Annotated in this window: 10 protein-coding genes; 3 read left to right on the top strand and 7 right to left on the bottom strand. The window is 72.0% G+C overall.

From position 1 onward, the window contains the following. Positions 1–80 precede the first annotated feature (80 nt). A complete protein-coding gene (locus AB0C84_RS09650) occupies positions 81–797 on the top strand; it encodes a hypothetical protein (RefSeq protein ID WP_361063351.1) in 717 nt (238 codons plus the stop codon). Positions 798–800: 3 nt separating this feature from the next. On the opposite strand, the gene AB0C84_RS09645 is transcribed toward AB0C84_RS09650, so the two are convergent. From AB0C84_RS09645 to AB0C84_RS09625, 5 genes are all read right to left on the bottom strand, one after another. Further along, positions 801–2,474, bottom strand: coding sequence for an ABC transporter family substrate-binding protein (locus AB0C84_RS09645; RefSeq protein ID WP_361063348.1), 1,674 nt, complete (start codon positions 2,472–2,474; stop codon positions 801–803). Further along, entirely contained in the window at positions 2,471–4,273 is a 1,803-nt protein-coding gene (locus AB0C84_RS09640; RefSeq protein ID WP_361063345.1) for an ABC transporter ATP-binding protein, read from the bottom strand. The genes AB0C84_RS09645 and AB0C84_RS09640 overlap by 4 nt, the downstream gene beginning before the upstream one ends. Then, complete coding sequence (locus tag AB0C84_RS09635) at positions 4,270–5,079, bottom strand: ABC transporter permease (protein WP_361063342.1); 810 nt, start codon at positions 5,077–5,079, stop codon at positions 4,270–4,272. The genes AB0C84_RS09640 and AB0C84_RS09635 overlap by 4 nt, the downstream gene beginning before the upstream one ends. Beyond that, positions 5,076–6,068: an ABC transporter permease gene (locus AB0C84_RS09630; protein WP_361063339.1), complete on the bottom strand. Its 993-nt coding sequence runs from the start codon at positions 6,066–6,068 to the stop codon at positions 5,076–5,078. The genes AB0C84_RS09635 and AB0C84_RS09630 overlap by 4 nt, the downstream gene beginning before the upstream one ends. A gap of 93 nt (positions 6,069–6,161) precedes the next feature. Continuing rightward, on the bottom strand, positions 6,162–7,145 hold the full coding sequence (locus AB0C84_RS09625) for a hypothetical protein (protein WP_361063336.1): 984 nt from the start codon (positions 7,143–7,145) through the stop codon (positions 6,162–6,164). Between the two features lie 99 nt (positions 7,146–7,244). Between AB0C84_RS09625 and AB0C84_RS09620 the strand changes: the two genes are divergently transcribed. Together AB0C84_RS09620 and AB0C84_RS09615 are read left to right on the top strand one after the other, a co-directional pair. After that, positions 7,245–7,856, top strand: coding sequence for a TetR/AcrR family transcriptional regulator (locus tag AB0C84_RS09620; RefSeq protein WP_338741767.1), 612 nt, complete (start codon positions 7,245–7,247; stop codon positions 7,854–7,856). A gap of 246 nt (positions 7,857–8,102) precedes the next feature. Then, positions 8,103–10,064, top strand: a complete 1,962-nt coding sequence (locus AB0C84_RS09615; protein WP_361063332.1) for a histidine kinase — start codon at positions 8,103–8,105, stop codon at positions 10,062–10,064. Positions 10,065–10,298: 234 nt separating this feature from the next. Here the strand turns inward: AB0C84_RS09615 and dapF are convergent, their stop codons facing one another. Both dapF and miaA read right to left on the bottom strand, forming a co-directional pair. Next, on the bottom strand, positions 10,299–11,099 hold the full coding sequence (gene dapF / locus AB0C84_RS09610) for a diaminopimelate epimerase (RefSeq protein ID WP_258938674.1): 801 nt from the start codon (positions 11,097–11,099) through the stop codon (positions 10,299–10,301). An 8-nt stretch (positions 11,100–11,107) separates the two neighbouring features. Continuing rightward, positions 11,108–12,019, bottom strand: coding sequence for a tRNA (adenosine(37)-N6)-dimethylallyltransferase MiaA (miaA, locus tag AB0C84_RS09605; protein ID WP_361063754.1), 912 nt, complete (start codon positions 12,017–12,019; stop codon positions 11,108–11,110). Positions 12,020–12,110: the final 91 nt, after the last annotated feature.

Genomic DNA, 12,110 nt, shown 5'->3' with positions numbered 1-12,110 from the left:
CGTCGGGTATCGTGACCTGCCCGCCGTGGGCAGGGACACGCCGACCGAGCCGGAGAGGGCCCGAAGGAGCACCGACGACCATGTCCGACAGCCGCCAGCCGTACCGCTCGCACCGCCGCAGGAAGAAGAGCCACGCGGGGAGGCTCGGTCTCGCGGGCGCCCTGACCGGTGCGGTCGGGATCGCCGCGGTGGCCGGGGCGATCGTGGTCCTGAGGCCCGGCGACGGCGACGGCGCGGGATCCGCGCCGCCCAGCCTCGCCAGCCAGGGCGACGGCGCGGTGGGCTCGTCCGTGCCCGCTCCGAAGGCCGGCCCGCCGGTCGGCTTCACGACCCCGGAGGGCTACGGCTACAGCCTCGCCGCCGTCATGGCGGGGACGTCCCGGCAGCCGCTCGGCGCCACGCAGGCCCCGCCGTCCGGGACGACCTACGCCTACGCCGACTACGTCCTCACCAACAGCCAGCGGCGGCCGGTCCTGCTGGACTTCCCCGCCGACCTGTTCATGCCGAAGTCGCAGGTCCCGTCGTCGGCGCAGGAGCGCTGCATGCCGCAGGCGGGCATCCCGGACGACATGTGCACCCTCCCCAACCACAGCAAGATCACCGCGCGGATCGGCGCGTCGAAGGCACCGGTCGAGGACGGCGGCGACACGATGATTCCGGCGGGCGCCTCCTACGTGGTCCGCATCGCCTCCGACCTTCCGGTCAAGGAGGACCTCTCCGCCGACGACCTGCGCCTCTACGTGTGGAACGCCCGTTTCACCAGCGACCGCAAGGGCGTCCGGCTCGCCTTCCCGTGAGTTTCACCGGCCGATGAAACCGATGTCCTGATAAGCGGGCTTCAGGAAGCCGCCGGCCCCCACGTTGGCGAGGTCCGCGCGCACCGCGACGAGCTGGGGCCGCTGATACAGCGGCAAGACCGACGCCTGTTGCCAGATGAGCCGGTCGGTTCTGTTCACCAAAGCGTGGGCCCTTTCCGGGGAGATCTCGGCGATGGCCTTGTCCATCGCCGCGTCGATGACGGCGCTGCCGATCCGCGAGTAGTTCTGCTGGACGTTCCGTCCGCGCGGCCGTGCGAATACCGCTTTCATCTGCGAGACGGGGAACGAGGTACCGAGCCAGGAGAACGAAACGATGTCCATGTTCCCGGGCGTGACGTACCGCTCGAAGACGTCGTCTGCGGGAACTACCTGGATGTCCACTCGGACGCCTATGCGTTCGAGCAGCGCGCGCGTCAGTTCTCCTTCCCGCCTGCTGATGGGGACCCCTGAGGGGACCACGAACCGAAGCGCGAGCGTGCGTCCCGCTTTGGCGCGGTACTTGCCTCGCGACATCCAACCCGCCTCGTCCAGGAGCCGTCCGGCCCGCGCCGGGTCGTATGTGCCGAATCCGCTGGAGTTGTCCTGGTAGCCGGCCTGGGTGTTGACGTAGAAGTGGTTGCCGAGCGTCTGGACAGGGACGCCGAGGCCTGACAGGTCGGATCGCGCGATCACGCGCCGGTCGATGCCGAGCATGACCGCCCGACGCACCCGGACGTCGGACAGGACGGGTCCGGCCGCGTTGAACGTGAAGTTCCGCCAGTCCGGCCCGCCGGCTCTCCGCACGGCGGCGCCGCCGACTCCCTGGACGCGCTGCAACGCATCCGCGTCGAGGCCGATGTCCATCAGGTCGATCTCGCCGTTGGCAAAGGCGCCGGGCATCGCGCTGGTATCCATGGTGCGATACACGATCCGGTCGAGTTTCGCTGGCGCGCCCCACCAGGCCGGGTTCCGCACCAGGGTCACCGTCTTGGCCGTCTGGTCGATCCGCTGAAATCTGAACGGTCCGGCTGTGACGGGTATGCGACCCATCCAGCCTGTGTTGAACGCGCGTGGGCTCGCGTAGGCGGCGGCCGGGTAAAGGGGACTGAACAGACTCTGCCAGTCCGAGTACTTATGGGAGAACGTCACCTCGACCGCATGTTCATCGGCGCCGCGTTGGACTCGCTCGATCTGCCGGTATCCGGTGACGGTCGAGACCTCGTAGCGCGGGTCGCGTCCAGACAGGGCATGGGCCTGCGCCCGAAAGTCGGCGTAACCGAGGGGCCTGCCGTCGGACCATTTAGCGCGCGGATTGAGCCTGTAGGTCACGGTCTGCCCGTGCCGGGCCGGCTTCAACGTGGCTGACTCCAGATACTCAGGCACGGGATGCGGGACGGCCTTCTCGTCGGCACGCATCAGATACGGAAGAACGCCCTGGATGACGTGCTCGACCGCGCCCTTGGCGCCGTTGACGTGGTTGGTGTTCCACTGGGACGGGAACTCGGGGAGCGGCCAGCGGAGCGTCCCGCCGTTCACGACGCGGTCGCGCGGAGTCGGATTCACATCCGCCGCGGGCAGCGCCCGGGACGCATCGGAAGTCGACGCCTCCGGGGCACGGCACCCGGCGCCGGTCAGGAGCGCGATCCCAAGAAGGGCTGCGGTGAGAACCTGTTTCATCGCTCTGCCTTCGCCGGAACGAGCGGATGGTGGCAGGCGACGGAGTGATCCGCCGCCATGGCACGCGGCATCGGGTCGTGGTCTTCGCATAAGCGCCTGTCGTCGGGGGCGAGCGTGGCGTAGTGCGGACAGCGAGGGCGGAGCCTGCATCCCAGGTGCCCGACCGTGGGGTCGGACGGGTCACCGTCCAGAAGGAAGAGGCGAGACCGTTTTCGTTCTGGGCGGGGCGAGGGCATCGCGTCCAGCAGTGCCCGTGTGTAGGGATGGGCGGGAGCCCCATACACATCGGCGACTGACCCGATCTCAACGACGCGGCCCATCTGGATCACAGCGATCCGGTCGGCGAAGCCTCGGACCAGCCCGAGGTCGTGGGTCACAAAGAGGCACGCCAGTCCAAGCCGCACCCGAAGGTCTCTCAGCAGTTCCATGACGTCCGCTCGCACGGCTGCGTCCAACGCAGACACAGGCTCGTCCAGAAGCAGAAGACGCGGTTCCAAGGCGAGCGCTCTGGCCAGGGCTACGCGCTGCCGTTGCCCGCCCGAGAGCGCATGCGGGAAGCGCCTCGCATGGCCGTGCTCCAAGCCCACCAGTGCGAGAAGTTCCTTCACACGACCACCACTCGGCATGTGATGCGTGATGAGCGGTTCGGCGATGATGTCGGCCACCCGCATACGCGGGTTCAGCGAGGCGTACGGGTCTTGGAACACGACCTGGACCTCCTTGCGCAAAGCCTTCCGATCGCAGGCGCGCAAGGCGGCCGTGTCCTTCCCCAAGACGGTGACGCGTCCTTCTTGCGGACGCGACAACCGCAGAATCTCCATCAGCGTCGTGGTCTTGCCGGACCCCGACTCCCCCACCAGCGCGAGCGCCTCGCCCTCACGGACGTCGAAGCTCACACCGTCCACGGCGCGCACCTCCCCGGCCCGCCGCCTTAGCAGCGTCCCCTTGAAGAGGGGATGGTGACGGACCAGACCGTCCACCTGGAGAACCATCGGCCGCCCTGGCCGAGCACGAGGAACCAGCGCATCACCCGTTCGCGGCCACGAACTCAGCAGGCGGCTCGTATACGGCATCTGGGGGCGAAGAAGAACCTGCTCCACAGGGCCCGTCTCCACCACTTGTCCTTCGTGCATCACCATCACGCGGTCCGCGAAGCCGGCGACGACGCCCAGATCGTGGCTGATCAGCAGGATCGCGGCTCCGGTCGCCTCCCGGACGCCCCGCAGGACGTCCAGCACCTGCGCCTGGACGGTCGTGTCGAGGGCCGATGTGGGCTCGTCCGCCACGATCACGACCGGGTCGTTGGCGATGGCCATGGCGATCATCACGCGCTGCCGCATCCCGCCGGAGAGCTCGTGCGGGTAGGAGCGCGCCCGCCGGGCCGCGTCCGGAACCCCGGCCAGTTCGAGCAGGTCCACGGCACGCGAGCGCGCCGCCGCACGGCTCACCGCCGAGTGGATCCGGACGGCCTCGGCCAACTGGTGGCCCACCGTGCGGACGGGCGAGAGCGCCGACAGCGGATCCTGGAAGATCATCGCCAGGTCGTCGCCGCGCACCCGCGAGAGCTCCGCGTCGGTCCGGCCCAGCAGTTCCCGGCCCCGCAACCGCACAGAGCCCGTCACACGCGCCCCCTCCGGCGGCAGCCCCATCAGCGCGAGCGCGAGCGCGGTCTTGCCGGCGCCCGACTCGCCGACGATCCCGAGCGCCTCCCCGGCCCCGACCGAGAAGCTCACACCGCGCAGGGCGAACGCGCCCGCCGCGTAACCCACCGCCAGGTCGGCGACCCGCAGAACCGTCAACGCCCGGCCTCCGGGTCGAGCGCGTCCCGCACCCCATCACCGAGCAGGTTCACCGCGACGACGATCAGGACGAGCAGCCCGGCGGCGAACCCGAACGCCCACGGATGCGCGGTCGCACCGCCCTGGCCGTCGGCGATGACCGTGCCGAGCGAGACGTCCGGCGGCCGCATCCCGAACCCGAGGTAGGACAGCCCGCTCTCGGCGACGATCGCGACGCTCACGTTCAGGCTCGCGTCCACGGCCAGCAGCGACGCCAGCCCGGGCGCCACATGCCGCGCGACCAGCCGCGGCGCGCCGACGCCGAGGAACCGCGCGGCCAGCACGTGCTCGCGCTCCCGCAGGCGGAGCGTCGCGGCCCGCACCGCGCGGGCGGTGACCATCCACATGAACGCGGCCAGCGCCGCCGCGAGCACCGGCCACCCTCCAGTGATCCGCGACGCCAGGACGGTCACGATCAGGAAGGACGGGAGCACCAGCAGCAGATCGGCGCCCCACATCAGCACCCGGTCGACGCGTCCGCCCAGGAACCCGGCCGCGGCCCCGACGACGGCGGCGAGCCCGGTCGACAGGAGGGCGGCGGTCAGGCCGACCAGGAGCGAGTTCCGCGCACCGCGCAGGGTGAAGGCGAAGACGTCCCGCCCGCTCTGGGTCGTGCCGAGCCAGTGGCCGCTGGACGGCCCCTGCCGGAACGCCGTGAAGTCCGTCTCGTCCCATCCGCGCGGCGACACGAGCGGCCCGCCGAAAGCCAGGAGGAACAGCAGCACGAGCAGGATCGCCCCGGTCACCATCCGAAGACCGGCTCTCATGGCATGCCTCCTGCACGGACGCGGGGGTCCAGCGCCGCGGCCAGCACATCGGACGCGAGGGCGGCCAGGAGGACGGCGCAGGCGGCGAGGCCTTCGATGGCGGCGACCGCGTTGACGTCGCCGCGCGAGAGGGAGTCGACGAGCCACTCCCCCAGCCCGTGCCGCCCGAAGGCCGTCTCGGTGAACACGCCGCCGAGGAGCACCAGACCGGTCGTGTAGGCGAGGTAGGCCGTCATCGGGACGAGCGCGATCCGGAGGCCGTGCCGCAGCAGCGCGTCCCGCCGCCGGAGCCCCCTGGCCCGCGCGGCGAGCACGTGATCGGCGTGCAGCACGTCCAGCATCAGGCCGCGCTGGTAGCGGGCGTGGAAAGCGAGCTGGCCGAGCGCGATCGTGGCCGTCGGCAGCAGCAGGCGGCGACCCCGATCCGCGAGATCCCAGAGCGCGCCGCGGGACGCCTCCGGCGCGGATTCACCCACCCAGACGAACACCCGCATCCCCAGTGCGTCGTTGGCCTCACCGGCAACGATCTGTAAGAGCACCGCCAGGACGAACACGGGAACGGCCAGCAGCAGAGAGGAGCCGCCGGAGATCAGCCTGTCGGCCGCCCTGCCGTGCCGGATCGCGGCGTGGGCGCCCAAGGCGACCCCCATGACGCCTCCCAGGACGGCCCCCGGAACGACCAGGCGCAGGCTCACTCCGAGCCGGCGCCACAACTCGGCGTCGACCGGCTCGCCGTCGAACGTCCGGCCTAAGTCGCCGTGCGCGACGCCCCCGGCCCAGGTGAGATACCGCTCGGCCAGGGGCGTCCGGTCATCTAGGTTGAGCGAGCCGAGCCGCGCGTCGATGACGGACTCCGGCGGACGGGGCGCACGGTCTTCGAGACGGGCCCGCGGATCGAGCGCCGCGGCGGCGAGCAGGTAGCCGAGGCTGGCGGCCAGCACGGCCAGCGCCGCATGGTTCGCCAGCCGCCGCACCATGAACGTCGCCACCCCTTGCCCTCCGCACACCACCCAGAAGTCACCGAATGCTATTGATCGACCACGGAACGCGCATAGGTTTCGGCAAGAGTCACGCCTCGGAGGTCATGCGAGCGCGGGTTCGCGGCCGTGCTCGGCTTCGCCGGCCGAACGCCCCCGCAGACCGCCGACGACCACGAGCACGAGACCGGCGGCGGCCCAGGCGGCCAGGACGGTGAGCGGGCCGGCGCCTCCGGCGCCGTCGAAGAACGCCGCCGACCGGAGGAGGGTGGCCGAGGCACCCGGCGGCAGGTACTGGCCGATCGCACCCCAGGGCTGCGGCAGCAGCTCGGGTGCCGATGTCGCCGCCGACAGAGGGTTTCCGAGCAGCAGCAGCGTGAGCGCGCCGAGGCCGAATCCGGCGCGGCCGATGGCGGCGGCCAAGCCGACCACGGTTCCGCTCACCGCGAGGACGGTCAGCGCCGTGACCCCGGCGAGCGTGATGTAGGAGCCGGGAAGCAGCGAAAGCCAGCCCTGCGCGATCCAGGCGACGTTCAGCCCGCCCAGCACGGCGAAGATCGCCGTGCCTGCGGTACGCCAGGCGAGGGACGGGATGGCGAACGTCAGCAGTACCGCGGCCGCGAGCCCGGACATGACCAGCGGGAGCGCGAGAGCGCCGAAAGCGGCCCCACGGGGGTCGTCGGAGTCCGCGGCGACCACGTCCTGGACGGGCGAGGACACCGGGGCACCCCCGGGACGGAGCTGTGCCGCCATCGCGCCGAGCTGCTGGGCGACCAGCGGCGAGGCGGCGGAGGCGGTGAGCACCTTCGGGCCGGACGGCGCCGTGACGACGGCGCCGTAGGCCTCGCGATCCGCGATCGCCGCGCGCGCGGCGGCCTCGTCCGGAGCGGTCCGGACGTCGAAGGCGCCCGGCCGCTCACGGTCGAGCAGGCCGGCGACCACGGCGGCCTGCGGACCGGTCACGACGATCGGGACGTCACGCGGCGCCGTCCGCGCGGCGGGCCACGAGAAGGCGACGACCATGACGAGCTGCAGCAGCGCCGCGCCGAGGGCCACGCCGACGGCGCGCGCGAAGGGGGAAGTCCGCACGATCTCCTCCAAAAAACGAATGTCCGTTCTCTTTAGCGGGGAGCCTCGCACCCTCCTCCGGAACTTGTCAAAAATGAACGTTCGTTTTAGATTGACTCCATGCCGAGAGTCAGCGAGGAGCACCTGGAGCGCCGCCGCCGCCAGATCCTCGAATCGGCGCGCACCTGCTTCATCCGCAAGGGCATCCACGCGACGTCCATGCAGGACATCTTCGCCGAGGCCGGGCTCTCCGCCGGTGCCGTCTACCGGTACTTCAAGAGCAAGAACGAGATCATCGAGGCGAACATCGCGACCGTGATCGGCGACCTGCGCGCCTTCTTCACCGCGCTCGCCGACAGCGACCCGCTGCTCCCGGTCGACGAGATGGCCGAGCGGTTCGCCTCCCGGGTCGTCGCCCTGTCCGGCGAGGACGGCCCGCTCCGGCTCGCGCCGCAGGCCTGGGCGCTCGCCACGCACGATCCGGAGATCGCCGCGTACGTCGCCGACAACGTCGCCGCACTGCGCGACACCTGGACCCGCTACATCCGCCGGCTGGTCGACGCCGGGCACCTGCCCGCCGACACCGACGCCGTGGCCGCCGGGAAGACGCTGTTCGCGCTCTTCCCCGGCTTCCTGATACAGCGCCTGCTGCTCGCGGACTTCACCCCCGAGGACCTGAGGCGCGGCGTGAAGGCGCTGACGCGCGAGAGCATGTTGACTCCGGCGTCCTGACCCGCGCCTTCCCCGCAGCCCGACACGCCCGGGAGTCCGGGACGCGGCCATGACTGGCCGCTGACCTGCACCTTCCGTTCATCTCGGACGTTTCCCCAGCTACCATCACGGCACGCCCGCAGGCACCGCGACCGGAAAGCTCTCCGCCCGACCGGTTCGGCGGTGTCCTGAGGCGGACGCGGTTTGGACTGCGCCACAGGGAGCAGGGCGTTTTAGCATTCCATTACTTTCGGGCGGGGAGTGTGCATGGGGACGGAAGAGCACGACCGCGGAGCGGGGCGCGTGGGCGCCCTCCTCGCGCTGACCGCGGTCGCGTCCGTCGCCGCGTCACTGGTCATCGGCGCCCGGCTGCCGCCCGACCTCCGGATGGTGTGGTGGCATCCGGAGATCCTGGTCGCCCTGGCCTGGACGCCCGTGGGCGCCGTCCTGCTGCGGCACCGGCCGGGGCTGACGGTCGCCTGGCTCATGGTCGGCGCGGGTTTCAGCGCGTCGCTGTACGTGCTGTCGCTCAACCTCGGCCCCTGGTCGGAGCTCCACCACTGGCCCGGAGCCGGGTTCGTCCAGTGGCTCGCCGTCTGGCTGTGGGCCGTTGACACCTACGCCCTGACACTCGTGCTACCGCTGATCTTCCCGGACGGCCGGCTGGTGTCGCGGTGGTTCCGGCCCGCCCTCGCCCTCGCCTGCCTCGTCCCGGTCGTCGTCTGCGTGCACCTGACGATCGACCCGGACGTGCGCCGCTGGCACAACGGGGTCTCGGTCTACCCGTTCGAGCGGATCCCGGTCCCGATCAGCGCGGTCATCGTCATCGCCCTGGCCGCGGGCCTGTTCTCGGTGGCCGTGCGGTTCGTGCAGGCGCCGCCGGACGTCCGCCGGCAGATCGCCTGGGTGGTCTACCCGGGCCTCATCGCCGAGGCGATCATCTTCGCGGGCGAGAACAGCCCGATCGGCGACCCGCTGCGCGACCTCACCATCGTCGCCGTCCCCATCTGCATCGCGATCGCGATCACCCGCTACCGGCTGTACGACATCGACCTCGTGGTCAGCCGGACCCTGGTGTACGCGGGCCTCGTCGTCGTCATCACGGGCGTGTACTTCGCGCTCGTCGGCACCGCGAGCCTGCTGGCCCACGGCCGGGGCACCCTCGCCGGGCTCGCCGGGGCGATCGTCGCCGGCGCGGTGTTCGAACCCGTCCGGCGGCGGCTGCAGCGCATGGTGGACGGGTTCATCCATGGCGAGCGCGACCCGTACCGGATCGCCGACCGGCTGAACCGGCGGCTGCAGACCGCCGCGAACCCGGGCGCCGCGCTCGCCGTCGCCGCCGAGGTGGCGCGCTCGGCCCTGCACGCGACCGGCGTCACGATCGAGGTGCTGGACCGCGACGGCCGGACGGTCTCGGCGGAGGACGGCGTGCTCGGCGAGCGCCCGCAGCTCATCCCGCTGGTGTGGCACGGGGAACCGGTGGGGCGCCTGCTGTTCGGCGTCACCCGCACCCCGGACGCGCGCCTGTCGAACGTCCTCGCCCGCAACCTCGCCGAACTGGCGAACGCGGCGCGGCTCTCCGCGGACGTCCAGCGCTCCCGGGAGCACATCCTGCGCACGCGGGAGGAGGAGCGGCGGCGGCTGCGCCGCGACCTGCACGACGGGCTCGGGCCGACGCTGGCCAGCCTCGCCATGACGGTGGACGCCGCGCGCATCACGCTGAGGACCGACCCGGAGGCGGTCGACGGGCTGCTGGAGGAGCTGCGCGCCACCATGGGGCGCACCATCGGCGACATCAGGGAACTCGTGTACGGCCTGCGGCCGCCCGCCCTGGACGACCTCGGGCTGGAGGGCGCGATCCAGGCGCTCGGCGGCGTCGTCGCCGCCGGTGACGGTCCGCAGGTGGACGTGCGCGTCGAGGGCGACCTGAAAGGGCTGCCGGCCGCCGCCGAGGTCGCCGCGTACCGGATCGTCCAGGAGGCGCTGACGAACGTCCATCGGCACGCCAACGCGGGCTGCGCCGAAGTGCGGCTGCATCTGAACGGGGATCTGCACGTCACCGTGGACGACGACGGCGTGGGGTTGCCCGACCAGGTGCGTTCGGGCATCGGCATGTCGTCCATGCGCGAGCGCGCGGCCGAACTGGGCGGGTCCTGCACGGTCGGGCCCGGTGCCAAGGGCGGGACGCTGGTGCGCGCCCGGCTGCCGGTCAACGGCGTCTCCCCCTGAGCCGCCCCCTCCCGGTGGGAGGGCCGGTGACCGCCCCCCGCCAAGAAGGTCGCCACCGGCCCTCAGGCTCCGTACGGGCCCGGGGCTCCCATCCCGGTCCATACGGGCCATTCACCAGAGGGTGTGCAAGAGAGAAGTTATGCGGCGGAAGGTCCCGCCGGAGAGGGACAGTTGTCCCGTCTGTGCCGGGACCGCTCCGGGACCGGAACAAGCCCAGGTAAGACGGGCCGTCCCCTAGAGCCAGCCGGGCCGCGTCTCGCCCTCGGCGACCAGGACGGCCGGGCCCTTCAGGTAACTGGTCTCGCCATCGAGGACGACGGTCACCCGGCCGCCTGGGACGTCCACGGTCCATTCGGAGCCGTCGGCCGCGCCCCGGGCGGCAGCCGCGGCCACCGCGACGGTCCCGGTGCCGCACGACCGGGTCTCGCCGGAACCCCGCTCGTACACCCGCATCTCGACGTGCCGCTCGCCGACGCTGCGGAAGAACTCGACGTTCACCCCCGCGGGGAAGACGGCCGGGTCGAAGTCAGGCGCGCGCGACAGGTCCAGGGCGGCTACGGGCTCGGTGACGCGGCACGCCAGGTGGGGGTTGCCGACGCTGACCCGCTCCCCCGCGAAGCTCGCGCCCGCCAGGCTCGCCTCCGCCTGACCGAGAAGCTCCGGCCGGCCCATCTCCACGCTGACGTCCCCGGACGGGCCGAGCGTCACGCGGCGCAGGCCCGCGCGGGTGGCGAGGTCCCACTCCCCGGGCGGGGCCAGGCCCGCGTCGACCAGGTAGCGGGCGAAGACGCGCACCCCGTTGCCGCACATCTCGGCGATGCTGCCGTCGGCGTTGCGGTAGTCCATGAACCATTCGGCGTCGGCGTCGACATCGGTGGCCTTCGTCCGGACCGCGCGCAGGACACCGTCGGCGCCGATGCCCGCCCGCCGGTCGCAGAGCCGCACGACGGCCTCCGCGGTGAGGTCCAGGACGCCGTCCGGATCGGGGAGGATCACGAAGTCGTTCTCGGTGCCATGCCCCTTGACGAACCGCATGCCCCCGATCATAGGGGGTCACGGGCCTCCCGGCTCACGAGGGCCAGAGCGCGATCGACCAGGTCGGGGGCATCGTAGGGCAGCCAGTGCACGCGCTCGTCGCGACGGAACCATGACTCCTGGCGGCGGGCGAAACGCCGCGTCGTCCGGACGGTGTCCTCCCGCGCCCGCTCCTGCGTCCACTCCCCCGCCAGGAACCGCAGCACCTGCGCGTAGCCGAGGGCGCGCCCGGCGGTCAGGCCGTCCCGCAGGCCCCGCTTCTCCAGCTCGCGGACCTCGTCGACCAGGCCCGCCTCCCACATCCGCTCCACCCGCAGGGCGATGCGCTCGTCGAGCTCCTCGCGGGGCACGCCGAGCCCGATCTGCACGACGTCGTCGTAGCGGTACCGGTGCTCGGGCAGGGTCGCGGTGAACGGGCGACCGGAGATCTCGATGACCTCCAGGGCCCGGACGATCCGGCGGCCGTTGCTCGGCAGGATCGCCTCCGCCGCCGCTGGATCCAGGCCGCGCAGCCGCTCGTGCAGCGGGCCGGGCCCGACCCGCGCCAGCTCCTCCTCCAGGCGCCCCCGCACGGCCGGGTCCGTCCCCGGGAACTCCAGGTGGTCGAGGGCGGCGCGCACGTACAGCCCGGATCCGCCGACCAGCACGGGCAGCCGCCCCCGGCTCCTGATCCCGGCGATGGCCTCGGCGCTCAGCCGCTGGTACTCGGCGACGCTCGCGGTGACCGTGACGTCCCAGACGTCCAGCAGATGGTGCGGGACCCCGCGCATCTCCGCCGTGGAGAGCTTCGCGGTACCGATGTCCATGCCGCGGTACAGCTGCATCGAGTCGGCGTTGACCGCCTCGCCGTCCAGCCGGAGGGCCAGTTCGACGGCCAGGTCGGACTTGCCGGCCGCCGTGGGCCCGACGACCGCGATCACATGCGGGGCTTTGGAAGAGGTCACGGGATTGATTGTGGCAACAGAACGGGTATGGCCGGAATGAACGGGTGCCGCGCCGTGCCCGCGGCGC

Source organism: Actinomadura sp. NPDC048955, from assembly GCF_040649435.1.
GTDB classification, from domain to species: Bacteria; Actinomycetota; Actinomycetes; order Streptosporangiales; family Streptosporangiaceae; genus Spirillospora; species Spirillospora luteofluorescens.
Note: the sequence above shows the minus strand (reverse complement) of the source record. Positions and strands in the feature narration are given on the sequence as shown.

Coding starts and splice junctions, on each gene's coding strand:
- AB0C84_RS09650 (WP_361063351.1), top strand. CDS start 81: ATGTCCGACAGCCGCCAGCCGTACCGCTCGCACCGCCGCAGGAAGAAG.
- AB0C84_RS09645 (WP_361063348.1), bottom strand. CDS start 2,474: ATGAAACAGGTTCTCACCGCAGCCCTTCTTGGGATCGCGCTCCTGACC.
- AB0C84_RS09635 (WP_361063342.1), bottom strand. CDS start 5,079: ATGAGAGCCGGTCTTCGGATGGTGACCGGGGCGATCCTGCTCGTGCTG.
- AB0C84_RS09620 (WP_338741767.1), top strand. CDS start 7,245: ATGCCGAGAGTCAGCGAGGAGCACCTGGAGCGCCGCCGCCGCCAGATC.
- AB0C84_RS09615 (WP_361063332.1), top strand. CDS start 8,103: ATGGGGACGGAAGAGCACGACCGCGGAGCGGGGCGCGTGGGCGCCCTC.
- dapF (WP_258938674.1), bottom strand. CDS start 11,099: ATGCGGTTCGTCAAGGGGCATGGCACCGAGAACGACTTCGTGATCCTC.